This window comes from Variovorax sp. Root434 (assembly GCF_001426595.1).
Classification (GTDB): Bacteria; Pseudomonadota; Gammaproteobacteria; order Burkholderiales; family Burkholderiaceae_C; genus Variovorax.
On the sequence record NZ_LMEK01000025.1, the window covers coordinates 571689 to 587041 of the forward strand.

At 68.3% G+C, this 15353-nt stretch carries 12 protein-coding genes; 11 read left to right on the forward strand and 1 reads right to left on the reverse strand.

Annotated elements, in window-relative coordinates; translation table 11 throughout:
* Window positions 1-49 precede the first annotated feature (49 nt).
* Window positions 50-1549 carry a GGDEF domain-containing protein gene (locus ASD05_RS23395; protein WP_200955475.1) on the forward strand — a complete coding sequence of 500 codons (1500 nt, stop codon included), beginning with the start codon at window positions 50-52 and terminating at the stop codon, window positions 1547-1549.
* A 7-nt stretch (window positions 1550-1556) separates the two neighbouring features.
* On the opposite strand, the gene ASD05_RS23400 is transcribed toward ASD05_RS23395, so the two are convergent.
* Window positions 1557-2471, reverse strand: a complete 915-nt coding sequence (locus ASD05_RS23400) for a LysR family transcriptional regulator (RefSeq protein ID WP_056597553.1) — start codon at window positions 2469-2471, stop codon at window positions 1557-1559.
* Window positions 2472-2613: 142 nt separating this feature from the next.
* Between ASD05_RS23400 and ASD05_RS23405 the strand changes: the two genes are divergently transcribed.
* From ASD05_RS23405 to ASD05_RS23450, 10 genes are all read left to right on the forward strand, one after another.
* The gene (locus ASD05_RS23405) at window positions 2614-4749 is read left to right on the forward strand and encodes a 3-hydroxyacyl-CoA dehydrogenase NAD-binding domain-containing protein (protein ID WP_056597554.1); all 2136 of its coding nucleotides are present in this window, start codon (window positions 2614-2616) and stop codon (window positions 4747-4749) included.
* Window positions 4750-4781: 32 nt separating this feature from the next.
* Entirely contained in the window at window positions 4782-5972 is a 1191-nt protein-coding gene (locus ASD05_RS23410) for an acetyl-CoA C-acyltransferase (protein ID WP_056597555.1), read from the forward strand.
* 10 nt (window positions 5973-5982) lie between these two features.
* The gene (locus ASD05_RS23415; protein WP_056597556.1) at window positions 5983-7191 is read left to right on the forward strand and encodes an acyl-CoA dehydrogenase family protein; all 1209 of its coding nucleotides are present in this window, start codon (window positions 5983-5985) and stop codon (window positions 7189-7191) included.
* 11 nt (window positions 7192-7202) lie between these two features.
* Window positions 7203-8357, forward strand: a complete 1155-nt coding sequence (locus ASD05_RS23420; protein WP_056597557.1) for an acyl-CoA dehydrogenase family protein — start codon at window positions 7203-7205, stop codon at window positions 8355-8357.
* Window positions 8354-9169 carry an oxepin-CoA hydrolase, alternative type gene (locus ASD05_RS23425; RefSeq protein WP_056597558.1) on the forward strand — a complete coding sequence of 272 codons (816 nt, stop codon included), beginning with the start codon at window positions 8354-8356 and terminating at the stop codon, window positions 9167-9169. Before ASD05_RS23420 ends, ASD05_RS23425 begins: the two co-directional genes overlap by 4 nt.
* A 70-nt stretch (window positions 9170-9239) precedes the next feature.
* A complete protein-coding gene (locus ASD05_RS23430) occupies window positions 9240-10448 on the forward strand; it encodes a CaiB/BaiF CoA transferase family protein (RefSeq protein ID WP_056597559.1) in 1209 nt (402 codons plus the stop codon).
* A gap of 40 nt (window positions 10449-10488) precedes the next feature.
* The gene (locus tag ASD05_RS23435; protein WP_056597560.1) at window positions 10489-11478 is read left to right on the forward strand and encodes a Bug family tripartite tricarboxylate transporter substrate binding protein; all 990 of its coding nucleotides are present in this window, start codon (window positions 10489-10491) and stop codon (window positions 11476-11478) included.
* A gap of 105 nt (window positions 11479-11583) precedes the next feature.
* Window positions 11584-13470 (forward strand): acyl-CoA synthetase, encoded by a 1887-nt coding sequence (locus tag ASD05_RS23440; protein WP_414930060.1) that lies wholly within the window; start codon window positions 11584-11586, stop codon window positions 13468-13470.
* A gap of 32 nt (window positions 13471-13502) precedes the next feature.
* Window positions 13503-14498, forward strand: a complete 996-nt coding sequence (locus ASD05_RS23445; RefSeq protein ID WP_056597561.1) for a Bug family tripartite tricarboxylate transporter substrate binding protein — start codon at window positions 13503-13505, stop codon at window positions 14496-14498.
* A gap of 46 nt (window positions 14499-14544) precedes the next feature.
* The gene (locus ASD05_RS23450; RefSeq protein WP_056597562.1) at window positions 14545-15294 is read left to right on the forward strand and encodes an electron transfer flavoprotein subunit beta/FixA family protein; all 750 of its coding nucleotides are present in this window, start codon (window positions 14545-14547) and stop codon (window positions 15292-15294) included.
* Window positions 15295-15353 lie beyond the last annotated feature (59 nt).

Below are 15353 nucleotides of genomic sequence, written 5' to 3' on the forward strand. Positions count from 1 at the left end.
AGTCCTAATTTCACCGACATCCACAGCCGCTTCCTCGAAAGCTTCATCGATGGCCCTGCCCGCAGCCGCGTTCGCCCCCTCTTCGGTTTCGCCGACCAGCGACGACCTCGACGGCATGTTCGACCTGGCGCCCGTCTCGCTCTGGATCGAGGACTACGGCGACCTGAAGCGCAAGCTCGACGGCTGGCGCGCCGAGGGCGTCACCGACCTGGTGGCGCACCTGTCGGCGGACCCGCAGCGGGTGAGCGACTGCATGGCGCTGCTGAAGGTGCTGCGGGTCAACCAGCACACGCTGAAACTCTTTGCCGCCGACAGCCAGCAGACCCTGCTGGGCGCGCTGGACCGCGTGTTCCGCGGCGACATGTCGGCCACCGTGGTGCACGAGCTCGACCAGCTGTGGCGCGGCCAGCTCACCTTCGAGAGCGAAACCGTCAACTACGCGCTCGACGGCCGGCGGCTCGACGTGCGCGTTCGCGCCCGCGTGCTGCCCGGCCACGAAGACTCCTGGAGCCGCGTGCTGGTGTCGCTCGACGACGTGACCGAGCGCGTGGCCGCGCAGCGCCTGCGCGACGAGAGCGCGAAGCACGCGCGCAGCCTGTTCGACCGCTCGCCCGTGTCGCTGTGGGTGGAAGACTTCAGCGCGGTGCGCTCGCTGCTCGAGAGCATCCGCGCGCGCGGCATCACCGACTTCGCCACCTTCATCAAGGTGCACCCCGAATTCGTCACGCGCTGCATGCACGAGATCCGCGTCGTCGACGTGAACCAGGAAACGCTGCGCATGTTCGGCGCGCCCGACCTGCAGACCCTGCTGGGCAGCATCTCGCGTGTCTTCCGCGACGAGATGCGCGAGTCCTTCGCCGAGCAGCTGCAAGACCTGTGGAACGGCAAGACGGTGCAGCAGCGCGAGGTGCTCAACTATTCGCTGTCGGGCGAGGCGCTGAACATCCACATGCAGTTCGCGGTGCAGGACGACCGGCTCGACGCCTGGGACCTGGTGCTGGTGTCGCTGGTCGACATCACCGCGCGCAAGAAGGCCGAGGCCTACCTCGAATACCTCGGCAAGCACGACGTGCTCACGCAGCTGTGCAACCGCACCTACTACACCGAGGAGCTCAACCGCCTGTCACGCAAGGGGCCTTGGCCGGTGTCGATCGTGGCCATCGACCTCAACGGGCTCAAGCAGATCAACGACCACGAAGGCCATGCCGCCGGCGACTCGCTGCTGCGCCGCATGGGCGAAGTGCTCGACAAGGCCGTCGCCCTGCCCGCCTGGTCCGCGCGCATCGGCGGCGACGAGTTCGCGGTGCTGCTGCCCATGACCGACGAGCGCGGCGCCGAGGCGATGCGCGAGCGCATCCTCACGCTGCTCGAAATGAACAACCAGTTCCACGCGGGCCAGAGCGGCCATGCGCTGAGCCTGGCCATCGGGCTGGCGACCTGCCACGGAGACGAGTCGCTGGAGGCGGCGCTGCAGCGGGCGGACCGGGCGATGTACGTGGACAAGGCGCAGCACTACGAGAGCACCGGGGTGGAGCGGCGCCAGGCGTAGCCGCCGGCTATCGCGCCTCCGGCGCCTGACCGGGCACCGGCCGCGCCCGCTGCAGAATGAAATCGATGAAGGTCCGGATCGCCCGCGTGTGCTGGCGGTTCGGCATGTAGAGCATGAACATCTGCGTGCCGAATATGGACAGGCGCCAGTCGTCGAGCGTGGTCACGACGTCGCCGCGGCGCACGTCTTCCTGCACCACGTAGTCGGGCACGAGGCCGATGCCCAGGCCCGCGAGGACGGCCTGGCGCAGGAACAGGAAGTTCTCGGAAATGAGCGTCGGCTCCAGGATCACCTCGCGCCGTGTCTCGCCCTGGTAGGCCGACACGCGCAGCTGCCGGCCGATGACGGCGGCCGTGACCACCGGCGCGCCCTGCAGCGCGTCGAGCTGCACCGGCAGGGGGTTCTTCGCCGCGTACTCGGTCGAAGCACAGGCCACGTAGCGCACCGGCCCCATCTCGCGCGCCACGAGGTTCTGCGGCGGCTCGGGAATCACGCGGATCGCGATGTCGACTTCGTCGCGCAGCAGGTCCTCGATGCGGTTCTCGAACACCACGTCGAGCACGATGCCGGGGTACTGGCGCTTGAAGTCGATCAGCCAGTCGGCCATCACGAGCTGGCCGTAGCCGCTGGGCACGCTCAGCCGCACGCGGCCCTGCAACTCCTGGCCCAGCGTGGTGACCGATTCGCGCGCGGCCAGCAACTCGCCCTGGATGGCGATGCCGTGCTGGTAGAGCCGCAGGCCGATTTCGGTCGGCTCGGCGCGCCGCGTGGTGCGCCGTACCAGCTGCGCGCCCACCGAGCGCTCCAGCTGGTTCAGGTGGTAGCTGACGTTGGCACGGCTCATCTTGAGGCGGCGAGCCGCCGCGCTCAGGTTGCCGGCGTCGAGGATTTCCACCAGCAGGGTGAGCGATTGGAGGTCCATGCGGCGATTGTGTCAAAAATTCTTTGACAGTCTGTCAACCGTCTATGCAATTGTCAAAGAGGCGGCGCGGTCCAAGAATGCGGGGTTCACCCCAGAGCCTCGGGCCCGCCGGCCCGCAACGCAAGAGACAAGCGATACGCACATGGCCACCAGCACTCCCAGCCCCTCCACGTCCACCGGTCCCGTCACCTTCGAACGTCTTGGCGACGTGTTCGTGGTGACCATCGACAACCCGCCCGTCAATGCCCTGGGCGTGGATGTGCGCCGCGGCCTCGTGGCCGCCATCGACGCGGCCGAGGCCGACGGCGCCGCCAAGGCGGTGCTGATCGTCGGCGCAGGCCGCAACTTCATCGCGGGCGCGGACATCCGCGAGTTCGGCAAGACGCCGCAGCCGCCCTCGCTGCCCGAGGTGTGCCTGAGGATCGAGAACTGCACCAAGCCGGTTGTCGCAGCCATCCACGGCGCCGCGCTCGGCGGCGGGCTGGAAGTGGCGCTGTCGGCGCACTACCGCATCGCATCGCCCACCGCCAAGCTCGGCCTGCCCGAAGTGGCGCTCGGCCTGCTGCCCGGCTCGGGCGGCACGCAGCGCGCGCCGCGCCTGATCGGCGTGAAGCCCGCGCTCGAGCTGATGCTCAGCGGCCGCCATGCCGGCGCCAAGGAAGCGCTGTCGCTCGGCCTCGTCGACCGGCTCGGCAACGACGCCGACGCGCTGGCCGAAGGCCTCGCCTACGCGCAGGAACTGGTTGCCGCGAAGGCCCCGGTGCGCCGCACCCGCGAAGCCGCCGGCCTCGCCGACACCGCAGCCAGCCGCGCCGCCCTCGAAGCCGCGCGCGCCGACACCGCCAAGAAGAGCCGCGGCCTGTTCTCGCCGATGAAGATCATCGAAGCCGTCGAAGGCGCGCTCACGCTGCCGTTCGACGAAGGCATGGCGCTCGAGCGCAAGCTGTTCCTGCAGTGCATCGACAGCCCGCAGCGCGCGGGCCTGATCCACGCCTTCTTCGCCGAGCGCGAAGTGCTGAAGGCGCCCGAGACCAAGGCCGCCAAGCCGCGCGCGCTGGAGTCGGCCGGCATCGTCGGCGGCGGCACCATGGGCGCGGGCATCGCGGTGGCGATGCTCGACGCGGGCCTGCCCGTGACCATGATCGAGCGCGACGACACCCAGCTCGCGCGTGGCCGCGCCAACGTCGAGAAGGTGTACGACGGCCTCATCGCCAAGGGCCGCATGACGCCCGAAGCCAAGGCCGCCGTGGTGGCGCGCTTCAGCGGTTCGACCTCCTATGACGCGCTCGCCAACGTCGACATCGTGGTCGAGGCCGTGTTCGAAGAGATGGGCGTCAAAAAGGCCGTGTTCGCCGAGCTCGACCGCGTGTGCAAGCGCGGCGCCGTGCTCGCCACCAACACCTCGTACCTGGACATCGACGAGATCGCCGACAGCATCTCGCGGCCGCAGGACGTGGTCGGCCTGCACTTCTTCTCGCCCGCCAACATCATGAAGCTGCTGGAGATCGTGGTGCCCGCCAAGGTGAGCGCCGACGTGGTCGCCACCGGTTTCGAGCTTGCGAAGAAGCTGAAGAAAGTGCCGGTGCGCGCCGGCGTTTGCGACGGCTTCATCGGCAACCGCATCCTGGCCGTGTACCGCCAGGCCGCCGACCACATGATGGAAGACGGCGCCTCGCCCTACGAGATCGACGCGGCCGTGCGCAACTTCGGCTACCCGATGGGCCCGTTCCAGGTGTCGGACCTCGCGGGCGGCGACATCGGCTGGGCCACGCGCAAGCGCAAGGCCGCCACGCGCGACCCCGAGGCGCGCTACGTGCAGGTGGCCGACCGCATCTGCGAGCGCGGCTGGTTCGGCCAGAAGACGCAGCGCGGCTACTACCTGTACCCCGAAGGCGCACGCACCGGCGTGCCCGATCCCGAGGTGCTGGCCATCATCGACGCCGAGCGCGCGCGCGCGGGCATCACGCCGCGCCAGTTCACCGAAGAAGAAATCATGCGCCGCTACATGGCCGCGATGATCAACGAAGGCGCCAACGTCGTGCTCCAGCGCATCGCGCTGCGCCCGCTCGACGTGGACGTGACCTTCCTCTACGGCTACGGCTTCCCGCGCCACCGCGGCGGCCCGATGAAGTACGCCGACACCGTGGGCCTGCCGAAGGTGCTGGCCGACATCCGCGAGTTCGCGAAAGAAGACCCGATCTTCTGGAAGCCGTCGCCGCTGCTGGTCGAGCTGGTCGAACGCGGTGCCGATTTCGCCAGCCTCAATCAATCCGAGTAATCCACACCGTCCGCCGTACAGGAGCCATTCCCATGCGTGAAGCCGTCATCGTTTCCACCGCCCGCACCCCGCTCACCAAGGCGCACCGCGGCGAATTCAACATCACCCCCGGCGCCACGCTGGCCTCCTTCGCCGTGAAGGCAGCGGTCGAGCGCTCCGGGCTCGACCCGGCGCTGATCGAGGACGCGATCCTCGGCTGCGGCTACCCCGAGGGCACCACCGGCCGCAACATCGCACGCCAGTCCATCATCCGCTCGGGCCTGCCCATCAGCATCGCCGGCACCACGGTGAACCGCTTCTGCGCCTCGGGCCTGCAGGCGATTGCCATGGCCGCCGGCCGCATCGTCGTGGACGGCGCGCCGGCCATGATCGCGGGCGGCGTCGAAAGCATCTCGCAGATCCGCGGCCGCAGCCCCGGCGACGGTGGCGACCTCAGCCTGGACCCGTGGATCGTCGAGCACAAGCCCGAGCTCTACATGGCCATGATCGACACGGCCGACATCGTCGCCAAGCGCTACAACATCAGCCGCGAAGCGCAGGACCGCTTCTCGGCCGAGAGCCAGCGCAAGACCGAAGAGGCGCAACTGGCCGGCCGCTACAAGGACGAGATCGTGGCCTGCACCACCACGATGGCCGTGACCGACAAAGAGACCAAGGAAGTCACCTACCGCGAAGTCACCGCCACCGAGGACAACTGCAACCGCCGCGGCACCACCTACGAAGCGCTCGCCAAGCTGAAGCCGGTGATGGGCGAGGACAAGTTCATCACCGCCGGCAACGCCTCGCAACTCTCCGACGGCGCATCGGCCTGCGTGCTGATGGAAGCTAAAGACGCCGAACGCGCCAACATCAAGCCGCTGGGCGCCTTCCGCGGCCTCGCGCTGGCCGGCTGCGAGCCCGACGAGATGGGCATCGGCCCGGTCTTCGCGGTGCCCAAGCTGCTCGCGCGCCACGGCCTGAAGGTCGAGGACATCGGCCTGTGGGAACTCAACGAAGCCTTCGCCTCGCAGTCGATCTACTGCCAGGACAAGCTCGGCATTCCGTCGGAGCGCTTGAACGTGAATGGCGGAGCGATCTCCATCGGCCATCCTTTCGGCATGACCGGCGCGCGCCTGACGGGCCACGTGCTCATCGAGGGCAAGCGCCGTGGCGCCAAGTACGCCGTGGTCACGATGTGCATCGCCGGCGGCATGGGCGCGGCCGGCCTCTTTGAAATCTACTGAGGAGCCCGCGATGGACCTGAACTTCACCTCCGAAGAAGAAGCCTTCCGCAGCGAAGTGCGCGCCTTCCTGGCCGCCAGGCTGCCGGTGCGGCTGTCCGAGAAAGTGCGCAGCGGCAAGATCCTCGAGAAGGCCGACATGGAGGAATGGCACGCCATCCTCAACGCGCGCGGCTGGCTCGCCAACCACTGGCCCGAGCAGTACGGCGGCCCCGGCTGGACGGCGGTCGAGAAGTTCATCTTCGAGCACGAGTGCGCGCTGGCCTTCGCGCCGCGCATCGTGCCCTTCGGCGTGAACATGCTCGGACCGGTGCTCATCAAGTACGGCAACGAGGCGCAGAAGCGACACTGGCTGCCGCGCATCCTGAACGGCGACGACTGGTGGTGCCAGGGCTACTCGGAACCCGGCGCGGGCTCCGACCTCGCGGCGGTGAAGACCTCGGCCGTGCGCGGCATCGACGCGCAGGGCGACCACTTCATCGTGAACGGCCAGAAGACCTGGACCACGCTGGGCCAGCACGCCAACATGATCTTCTGCCTGGTGCGCACGAACCGCGAGGCGAAGAAGCAGGAAGGCATCAGCTTCCTGCTGATCGACATGACTTCGCCCGGCGTGGAAGTGCGCCCGATCATCACGCTCGACGGCGAGCATGAAGTGAACGAGGTGTTCTTCTCCGACGTGCGCGTACCGGCCGAGAACTTGGTCGGCGAGGAGAACAAGGGCTGGACCTGCGCCAAGTACCTGCTGACGTACGAGCGCACCAACATCGCGGGCGTGGGCTTCTCGGTGGCCGCGCTCGAGCAGCTCAAGGGCATCGCCGCGAAGCAGACGAAGAACGGCAAGCCATTGAACGAAGACCCTGCGTTCGCGGCACGCATGGCACGCGTCGAGATCGACCTGGAGAACATGAAGACCACCAACCTGCGCGTGATCGCGGCAGTGGCCGGCGGCGGCGTGCCGGGTGCGGAAAGCTCGATGCTCAAGATCCGCGGCACCGAGATCCGGCAGGAGATCTCGTCGCTCGCGCGCCGCGCGATGGGCGTCTACGGCCGGCCCTTCATCGCCGAATCATTGAAGGACGGCTATGAAGGCGAGACCTTCGGCCCGGCCTATGCATCGGCGGCCGCATCGCGCTACTTCAACAACCGCAAGCTGTCGATCTTCGGCGGCTCGAATGAAATCCAGAAGAACATCATCAGCAAGATGATCCTGGGCCTGTAAGGAGACATGCAATGAACTTCGAACACACCGAAGACCGGCGCATGCTCGCCGACAGCCTGAACCGCTTCATCAGCGAGCAGTACGCCTTCGATGCGCGCGACCGCATCGCGAAGTCGCAGCACGGGTTCAGCAAGGAAATCTTCCAGCAGTTCGCCGAACTGGGCGTGATCGGCGCGCTGTTCGGCGAGGCCGATGGCGGCTTCGGCGGCGGCGGCTTCGACATAGCCGTGGTCTTCGAGGCGCTGGGCCGTGGGCTCGTGGTTGAGCCGCTGCTGGGCGCGGTGATGGTCGGCGAGGCGATCAGCGCCGCCGGCAGCGACGCGCAGAAAGAGAAGCTCGGCGACATCATCAACGGCGTGACCGTCGCGGCCTTCGCGCACGACGAAGCCGACACGCACTACGAGCGCACACGCGTGCAGACCAGGGCCGAGCGCAACAGCGACGGCTGGGTGCTGCACGGCGCCAAGGCGGTGGTGCCGCAGGGCGAGCAGGCCGACCTGTTCCTGGTTTCCGCGCGCACCTCGGGTGCGGTGGACGACGAAGCCGGCATCTCGCTGTTCCTCGTGCCCGCCAAGACCGCGGGCCTCACGGTGCGCGGCTGCCCCTCGATCGACGGCGGCCGGGTCGCCGAGCTCGCGTTCGACGGCGTCAAGCTGGGCGCCGACGCGCTGCTCGGCACCGAAGGCCAGGGCCACGCCACGCTGGAACGCGCCATCGGCCGCGGCGTGCTCGCGCTGTGCGCCGAAGCGCTGGGCGCGATGGAAGCCGCCAAGACCGCCACGCTGGAATACCTGCGCACGCGCAAGCAGTTCGGCATTCTCATCGGCAGCTTTCAGGCGCTGCAGCACCGCATGGCCGACCTGCTGCTCGAGATCGAACAGGCCCGCTCGGCCGTGATCAACGCCGCGGCCGCCATCGACGGCACGGACCGCGTGGCACGCGAGCGCGCGCTCTCGGCCGCCAAGTTCAGCATCGGCCGCATCGGTGCGCTGGTGGCGGAAGAAAGCATCCAGATGCATGGCGGCATCGGCATGACGTGGGAGCTGCCCCTGCCCCACTACGCCAAGCGCCTCGTGATGATCGACCACCAACTGGGCGACGAAGACCATCACCTGCAGCGCTACATCGCCCTGGGCAAAGAGTCCGGCAAGGAGCTGGCGGCATGAGCGACAACAAGACTGTGCTGATCTCGCAGGAAGGCGCCGTCCGCATCCTGACCAACAGCAACCCCGCCGCGCGCAACGCGATCACGCCGACGCTGTACGCCGAGCTCTCGGCCGCGCTCACCGATGCGCAGAACGACCCCGAGGTCGGCGCCATCGTCTTCACCGGTGCAGGCGATTTCTTCTGCTCCGGCGGCGACCTCAACCTGCTGGCCAAGCGGCGCGAGCTGCCCACGGCCGAGCGCCGCGAGATCCTCGAAGGCCTCAACAACCTGATCCGCGCACTGCGCGATTGCAGCAAGCCCGTGATCGCGGCCGTGGAAGGCGGCGCGGCCGGCGCGGGCCTGTCGATGGCGCTGGCCTGCGACATGCTGGTGTCGGCGCGCGATGCGTTCTTCACGGTCGCCTACGTCAAGGTCGGCCTCACGCCGGACGGTGGCGCCACGGCCTTCCTCGCTGAGTTCGTCTCGCGCCAGGTGCTGACCGAGATGTGCCTGACCGGCGACCGCATGCCGGCCGAGCGCCTGCATGCGCTGGGCGCCGTCAACCGCCTCACCGACAAGGGTGCCGCGCTGGCCGAGGCCATCGCGCTCGCGGCCAAGGTCGCGACCGGTCCGCAGCGCGCGAGCGCACGCATCAAGACGCTGTGCCGCCAGGCGCACCACGCCACGCTCGAAGAGCAGCTCGACACCGAGGCCGTGTTCATGGTCGAGTCGCAAGGCGACGCCGAATCGGCCGAAGGCATCGGTGCGTTCCTCGGCAAGCGCAGCGCCGATTTCGTCGCGCTGCGCCGCCGCAAGCAGGCCGAGTCCTGACGCGCGCCGTGCCCATTCCTCCAGGCCCCTGCGCGCGGGTGCAAGGGTCTTCAATCTTTCCGGAGTTGCCATGTCCTCGCTGAATTCCTCGCTGCCGCTGGCCGGCGTGCGCGTCCTCGATCTGTCCCGCATCCTCGCGGGGCCCTGGTGCGGCATGGTGCTAGCCGACATGGGCGCCGAGGTCATCAAGGTCGAGCACCCGGGCCGCGGCGACGACACGCGCGACTGGGGCCTGCGCGTCGGCAAGACCGAGACGGCCTACTTCAACAGCGTGAACCGCAACAAGCGCTCGGTCACGCTCGACCTGCAGACGCCCGAAGGCCAGCAGCTCGCGCGCGATCTTGCGAAGCAGTGCGACGTGGTAATCCAGAACTTCAAGTTCGGCGGCATCGACAAGCTGGGCCTCGGCTACGAGCAGTTGAGCAAGGAGCAGCCGGGCCTCATCTACTGCTCGATCTCGGGCTACGACCGCACCGGGCCCGAAGCCGCGCGGCCGGGCTACGACCTCGTCGTTCAAGGCGAGGCGGGCCTGATGGCGCTCAACGGCGAAGCCAACCAACCGCCGCTGAAGTTCGGCGTGGCCGCGGTTGACCTGTTCACCGGCATGTACTCGGCGCAGGCCATCCTGGCCGCGCTCTACCAGCGCGAGAAGACCGGCAAGGGCCGGCACGTGGAGATGGCGCTGTTCGACTGCGGGCTGATGATCACCGCCTACTACGGCCTCGAGGCGCTGCTGATGGGCGAAGACCCGCCGCGCTACGGCAACTCGCATCCGTCGATCGTGCCGTACGGTGTGTTCGATGCGGCCGACGGCCCGCTCGTCATCACCGTGGGCAACAACTCGCAGTTCGCGCGCTTCTGCACCGAGGTGATCGAGCGGCCCGACCTCGCGGCCGACGAGCGCTTCAAGACCAACATCCTGCGTTCCGCGAACCGCGCGGTGCTGCTGCCCGAACTGCATGCCGAGCTGGCGAAGCGCCAGCGTGCCGACCTGCTCGCCAGGCTCACGGCTTCGGGCATTCCGTGCGGCGAGGTGCTGGGCCTGCTGGAGGCGCTGCAATCGAAGCGCGCCACCGACGCCGGCCTCGTCACCACGCAGCCGCACCCGGTGGCCGGCACTGTCAACGTGCTGGCGCCGCCCTACCGTTTCGACGGCGAGCGCCTGCCCGTGCGCAGCGCGCCGCCCACCCTGGGCGAAGGCACGCACGACGTGCTGCAGTCGCTGCTCGGCCTTTCGGACGAAAAGCTGGCGGCGCTGAAAACGAGTGGCGTCGTCTGAAGAAGACAGGCGTCCGAATTTCCAAAGTAGACAAGACCCAATGGCATCCCTTTCCCTTCGCAGTCCCGTTCGCCGCGCCCTTCTCGCCCTCGCCCTGCCGCTCATCGCTGGCAGCGCCTTCGCACAGGCCTGGCCCGCCAAGCCGATCACGCTGATCGTGCCCTTCCCGCCCGGCGGCCCGACCGACGTGGCCTCGCGCATCGTGGCGCAGAAGATGTCGGCCGCGCTCAAGCAGAACATCGTGATCGACAACCGCAGCGGCGCCTCGGGCACCGTGGGCGCCGCCACCGCGGCCCGCGCCGCGCCCGACGGCTACACCTTCGTGATGCTGGCCACGCCGACGCTGCTGGCCGCGCACCTGTACGGCCCGACCGGCTACGACATCTTCAAGAACTTCACGCCCGTGGGCTCGGTGTACGACCTGCCGATCGTGCTGGTGGTCAACCCCAAGTCGCTGCCCGAGGTGAACAGCCTGCAGGGCCTGATCGCGAAGGCCAAGGCCGAAGGCGGCAAGCTCAACTACACGACGGCCGGCGCCGGCAGCTTCGGCCACCTGACGACCGAACAGATCAAGACCATCGGCAAGTTCGACATGCAGCACGTGCCCTACCGCGGCAGCGCACCGGCCGTGACGGACCTGATCGGCGGCCAGGTGCCCGCGATGTTCTCGGACCTCGTGGGCGTGCTGCCGCACATCCGCTCGGGCAAGCTGCGCGCCATCGCGGTCGGCTCGGGCCAGCGCGTGAGCCTGCTGCCCGACGTGAAGACGGTGGCCGAGCAGGGCTTCCCCGGCTTCGACGCGACCTCTTGGGGCGGCCTGCTGGCGCCCGTCGGTACGCCCAAGGACGTGATCGACCGCATGAGCACCGAACTGAAGGCGGCGCTGGCCGACAAGGAAGTGCAGGACAGACTCCAGAGCGTCGGCTCCTTCGCGGCCTACCGCACGCCCGAGCAGACCGGCGCGCGCATGCGCGAGGATTTCGAACGCTGGGGCAAGGTCATTCGCGACAACCACATCACGACCCAGTAAAACGGCAGGCGGCCGATGACCGGCATCAAGGAGACAGGCATGACAGACAACGAAAACAAGAATCACAAGACCCCGGTCGGCGCGCCGTTCCGCCCCGCATTTCCCGTGCGCAGCCTGGCGGACATCCACCGGCTCGAAGAGACGCCGCTGGAACAGGCGCTCACGGTGCGCAGCACCTACGAGATCTTCCGCAACGCGGGCCATGCCTTCGGCGGCAAGACCGCGCTGACCTTCCTGCGCACCGGCAACCCGGCCGACGAGCCGATCCGCTGGTCGTACGCCGAACTGCTCGCGCGCATCCACCAGACCGCGAACATGCTGCACGCGCTGGGCGTCGGGCCCGACGACGCGGTCGCGGTGCTTTTGCCCGGCTGCCTGGAGTACCACCTCGCGCTGTGGGGCGGAGAGGCAGCCGGCATCGTGCAACCGCTGAACCCGCTGCTGACCGACGAGAAGCTGGTCGCGCTGATGACCGCCGCGCGCGCCAAGGTGCTGATCGCCTACGGCTCGGACGCCGAATCGGGCATGTGGTCGAAGGCCATGCGCCTGCGCGGCCAGGTGCCCACGCTGACCACCGTGCTGCGCGTGGCGCCGCACGACGAAGCGCCCGGCGCGGCAGGTGCGCTGCCTGAAGGCGTGGCCGAGTTCGACGTGCTGCGCGCCGCGCAACCTGACGACCGACTCGTGAGCGGCCGCGACATCGCGCCGACCGACATCGCCGCCTACTTCCACACCGGCGGCACCACGGGCGCGCCGAAGCTCGCGCGCCACAGCCACGGCGCGCAGGTGTTCACCGCCTGGGCCAGCGTGCAGGTCGCGGGCATGAACGAGAACGGCATCTCGATCAACGGCTACCCGCTGTTCCATGTGGCGGGCGTGCTGCCGGCCTCGCTGGCGGCGCTGTCTGCGGGCGTGGAGGTCATCATTCCCACGACCTCGCTGCTGCGCAACAAGGAGGTGCTGGCCAACTACTGGAAGCTGGTGGAGAAGTACCGCCCGACCTCGCTCTCGGCCGTGCCCACCGTGCTCGCGGCGCTGGCCAACGTGCCGCTGGACGGCGCGGACATTTCGTCCATCACCTACTGCCGCACCGGCGCCGCCGTGCTCTCGCCGGAACTCGCGGCGCGCTTCGAGCGCCTGTTCGGCCTGCACGTGCACGAGAGCCTGGGCATGACGGAGATGGCCGGCATCTCGACCATCACGCCGCCCGGCGTGGACGGGCCCGCGGGCTGCGTGGGCTTTCGGCTGCCGTACATGCAGATGCGCGTGGTGGCGCTCGACGAGAACGGCAATGCCAGCGACCGCGAGGTGGCGCCGGGCGAAACCGGCATGGTGCTGTTCAAGTCGCCGAACCTGTTCTCGGGCTTCGTGGACCCGGCCGACAATGCCAAGGCCTTCACGGCCGACGGCTGGCTCGCCACCGGCGACCTGGGCTGGATCGACGGCCAGGAGCGGCTCAACCTCACGGGCCGCTCGAAGGACCTGATCATCCGCAGCGGCCACAACATCGACCCCAAGACCATCGAGGACGCGCTGGGTGCGCACCCGGCCGTGCAGCTCTGCGCCGCGGTGGGCGCGCCCGATGCCTATGCGGGCGAACTGCCCGTGATCTTCGCGACGCTGGTGCCCGGTGCATCGGCGACGGAAGAAGAGCTGCTCGCCTTCACCGCCGCGCGCGTCGATGAGGCGCCGGCGCGGCCCAAGTGGGTCTCGGTGATCGGGGCCATGCCGATGACCAACGTCGGCAAGATCTACAAGCCCGAACTGCGCGCGATGGCCGCGCTCTACGTGGTGAACGCAGCCGTCGCCGAAGCCTGCGCCGAACTCGGCGTGCCAGAGGCCGCGCTGCCCGTCGTGAAGACCGAAGGCGAGAGCCTGGTGCGCGTGCAGATCGACAGCGCCGCGGCAGGCGCGCTCGCCGCGCCGCTGCAGGAGCGGCTGCGCAAGGCGCTGGAGCCACTGCCCTTCAAGACGCGCATCGCCGCGCAGTGACCTTTTTCAGAAACCATAGACAGAGACAAGCCATGACCTTCCACCTTCCGACCCGCCGCGCGCTGCTGCTGTGCGCCACTGCTTCCGTCGCCGCGCTGTGCATGCAGGCAGAAGCGCAAAACGCCTACCCGAACAAGCCGATCCGCATGGTCGTGCCCTTCGCTGCCGGTGGCGCCACCGACGTGCTGGCGCGCGTGCTGGGCCAGAAGATGTCGGCCGGCCTGGGCCAGCCCATCATCATCGACAACAAGCCCGGCGCGGCCGGCATCATCGGCACCGACGCGGTCGCCAAGTCGGCACCCGACGGCTACACCATCGTGCTGGGCCTGAGCAATTCGCTGATGACCAACGAGTTCCTCTACGAGAAGCTGCCCTACGACACGCAGCGCGACCTCACGCTGGTCTACCAGATTGCGATGGCGCCGCTGGTGCTGGTGGTGCACCCCAGCGTGCCGGCGAAGACCGGGCCGGAGCTGCTGAAGTACGTCGTCGCGAACAAGGGCAAGGTGGCCTACGGCTCGTACGGCGTGGGCGCGTATCCGCATCTGGCCGGCGCGCACATGAGCCTGGCGACGCAGTCGGACATGAGCCACGTCGCCTACAAGGGCGAGGCGCCGATGATGCAGGACCTGATCGGCGGCCAGATCCAGATGGCCTACGCCAGCGCGCTGGTGGCCAAGCCGCATATCGATTCCGGAAAGATCCGTGCGCTGGGCGTGACCGGCGAGCGCCGCATGAGCATACTGCCCAACGTGCCCACGCTGGCCGAGCAGGGCATGAAGGACGAAGCCTATCGCGTGACCGGCTGGCTCGCCGTCGCCATGCCCGCGAAGACGCCGAAGCCCATCGTGGACCGCATCGCCGAAGAAGTGCGCAAGGCCACGCAGCAGCCCGACGTGCGCGAGCGCGTGGCGGCCATGGGCTTCGAGATCAAGGACAGCTCGCCCGAGCTCTTCGCCGCAGCCTGGAAGGCCGAGCGCCCCGTGTGGGAGCGCCTGATCAAGCAGTCGGGCGCGAAGCTCGAGTAACTCATTTCCTCATTTCTTCTCTTCTTCGTCATTCAAAGGAACAGCCATGAAGGTTCTGGTCCCCGTCAAACGGGTCGTCGATTACAACGTCAAGGTGCGCGTGAAGAGCGACGGCACCGGCGTGGACATTGCCAACGTCAAGATGAGCATGAACCCCTTCGACGAGATCGCGGTCGAAGAAGCGGTCCGCCTGAAGGAAAAGGGCGTGGTCACCGAAGTGATCGCCGTCTCCTGCGGTGACGCCAAGTGCCAGGAAACCCTGCGCACCGCCATGGCCATCGGCGCCGACCGCGGCATCCTGGTCGAGACCACCGAAGAACTGCAACCGCTGGCCGTCGCCAAGCTGCTCAAGGCGCTGGTCGACAAGGAACAGCCCCAGCTGATCATCCTCGGCAAGCAGGCCATCGACGACGACGCCAACCAGACCGGCCAGATGCTGGCTGCGCTGGCCGACCTGCCGCAAGCCACCTTCGCCTCGAAGGTCGACCTGGCGGCTGACAAGGTCACCGTGGCACGCGAAGTCGACGGCGGCATGGAAACGCTGACGCTCACGCTGCCGGCGGTCATCACGACCGACCTGCGCCTGAACGAGCCGCGCTACGTGACGCTGCCCAACATCATGAAGGCCAAGAAGAAGCAGCTGGACACCTTCAAGCCCGAGGACCTGGGTGTGGACGTCAAGCCGCGCCTGAAGACCCTGAAGGTCGCCGAGCCGCCCAAGCGCGGCGCCGGCATCAAGGTGCCCGACGTTGCCACCCTGGTGGACAAGCTGAAGAACGAAGCCAAAGTGATCTGAGGAAGAGAACGACATGACCGCACTTGTTATTGCCGAACACGACCACGCGACCGTCAAGC

Excerpts from the sequence above, each read along its gene's own strand:
- ASD05_RS23425 (WP_056597558.1), top strand. The coding sequence starts at position 8,354 with ATGAGCGACAACAAGACTGTGCTGATCTCGCAGGAAGGCGCCGTCCGC.
- ASD05_RS23415 (WP_056597556.1), top strand. The coding sequence starts at position 5,983 with ATGGACCTGAACTTCACCTCCGAAGAAGAAGCCTTCCGCAGCGAAGTG.
- ASD05_RS23450 (WP_056597562.1), top strand. The coding sequence starts at position 14,545 with ATGAAGGTTCTGGTCCCCGTCAAACGGGTCGTCGATTACAACGTCAAG.
- ASD05_RS23405 (WP_056597554.1), top strand. The coding sequence starts at position 2,614 with ATGGCCACCAGCACTCCCAGCCCCTCCACGTCCACCGGTCCCGTCACC.
- ASD05_RS23400 (WP_056597553.1), bottom strand. The coding sequence starts at position 2,471 with ATGGACCTCCAATCGCTCACCCTGCTGGTGGAAATCCTCGACGCCGGC.
- ASD05_RS23445 (WP_056597561.1), top strand. The coding sequence starts at position 13,503 with ATGACCTTCCACCTTCCGACCCGCCGCGCGCTGCTGCTGTGCGCCACT.
- ASD05_RS23410 (WP_056597555.1), top strand. The coding sequence starts at position 4,782 with ATGCGTGAAGCCGTCATCGTTTCCACCGCCCGCACCCCGCTCACCAAG.
- ASD05_RS23395 (WP_200955475.1), top strand. The coding sequence starts at position 50 with ATGGCCCTGCCCGCAGCCGCGTTCGCCCCCTCTTCGGTTTCGCCGACC.
- ASD05_RS23420 (WP_056597557.1), top strand. The coding sequence starts at position 7,203 with ATGAACTTCGAACACACCGAAGACCGGCGCATGCTCGCCGACAGCCTG.
- ASD05_RS23435 (WP_056597560.1), top strand. The coding sequence starts at position 10,489 with ATGGCATCCCTTTCCCTTCGCAGTCCCGTTCGCCGCGCCCTTCTCGCC.
- ASD05_RS23430 (WP_056597559.1), top strand. The coding sequence starts at position 9,240 with ATGTCCTCGCTGAATTCCTCGCTGCCGCTGGCCGGCGTGCGCGTCCTC.